The 1,333-nt window shown below is 72.0% G+C and carries 2 protein-coding genes and 1 pseudogene; all 3 read left to right on the forward strand.

Translation table 11 applies throughout. The annotated features are described in order from the left end of the window. Window positions 1–116 precede the first annotated feature (116 nt). Window positions 117–422, forward strand: coding sequence for a 3-hydroxyacyl-ACP dehydratase FabZ family protein (locus tag MCM47_RS40820; protein ID WP_238951841.1), 306 nt, complete (start codon window positions 117–119; stop codon window positions 420–422). After that, on the forward strand, window positions 419–919 hold the full coding sequence (locus MCM47_RS40825; protein WP_238861741.1) for a 3-hydroxyacyl-ACP dehydratase FabZ family protein: 501 nt from the start codon (window positions 419–421) through the stop codon (window positions 917–919). The genes MCM47_RS40820 and MCM47_RS40825 overlap by 4 nt, the downstream gene beginning before the upstream one ends. A 14-nt stretch (window positions 920–933) precedes the next feature. Continuing rightward, window positions 934–1,333, forward strand: a pseudogene (locus MCM47_RS40830) (cytochrome P450); the annotation flags it as partial.

Genomic DNA, 1,333 nt, shown 5'->3' on the forward strand with positions numbered 1-1,333 from the left:
CCCGGGGGGGGGACCCCCCCCCCCCCGCCCCCGCCGTGCACCCGCCGATCAGCCCGGTGGCCGGGCCGATCGAGGTCGTGTCCCCGCCGACCGACGGGCGGGCCAGTGTGCGAATCGTGATCACCCCCGAGGAGCCGGTCTTCGCCGGCCACTACCCGGACTTCCCGATCTTCCCCGGCGTCTGCGTCCTCGAATGCGCCCACCAGGGAGCCCGCGTCACCGCCCCTGAGCCGGTCGAACTGATCGCGGTGGACTCCGCCCGTTTCAGCGGCGCCGTCTACCCCGGCGACACCCTCGTCATCGACCTCACCTGGCGCCGGACCGAGGACGGCTGGCAGTGCCGGGCGGCCGCCGCCACCGGGAACGGGCCGGCGGCCTCCATCCGCCTGCGCTTCGCCACCACCGATGGAGGGGCACGATGACCGCTGTCGAGTCGACGCCGACCGGCGACCCGGCCCCGGCGGTCGTCGACCTGCTGCCGCACCGCTATCCGATGCTCCTGGTGGACCGCGTAGTGGAACTGGTGCCGGGGGAGCGGATAACGGCGACCAAGGCCGTCACCCACAACGAGCCCTGGTACGCCGGGCTGGTCCCAGGCCAGGACCCGGTCTACCCGCTGCCGTTGCTGATCGAGTCCTGGGGACAAGCGGCCGGTGTGCTCGCTTCCGCCACCGCACCCGACGCCCGCGGCCAGGTCATGCTGTTCGGCAGCGTCACCGCCGCCCGCTTCCACCGCCCCGTGCGTCCCGGTGACCTGGTCGAACACCTGGTCAGGGTCGACCGCATGCTCGACGACTCGGTGGTCTTCGAGGGTGAGAGCCGCTGCGCCGGGGAGCCGGTGATGTCGGTCGAGCGCATGGTGATGGCCTTCCGGCCGGCGGCACTGCTGCGCCCCGCAATCGCCGCCCCGTCGGCCTGACCGAGGAGAGACACATGACTGCGACACCCAAGCCTTCCAAGTACTGGATGTTCACCAACGAGTTCACCCAGAACCCCTTTCCGATCCTGGAGTACATCCGCTCGCAGGGACCGGTCTGCGAGGTGCCGCTGCCCGGCGCCGGCCGGGCCTGGGTGGTGACCCGTTACGAGGAGGCCAAGGAAGCGCTCGCCGACCCCCGGCTGAGCCGCGACATCCACTACCACTACAAGCTGATCGCCGAGCGGACCGGACAGCGGGTGGTGCCCCCGCCGGAGAACTCCAACCACCTGGCCAACCTCGAGCCGCCGCGGCACACCCCGCTGCGCCGTGCGATCAGCTTCGCCTTCACCCCCCGCCGGGCGGAGGCCATGCGCCCCAAGGTCGTGGCGATGGCCGACGAGCTGCTGGACAAGC

It is taken from the genome of Kitasatospora sp. A2-31, assembly GCF_022288725.1.
Lineage (GTDB): Bacteria > Actinomycetota > Actinomycetes > Streptomycetales > Streptomycetaceae > Kitasatospora.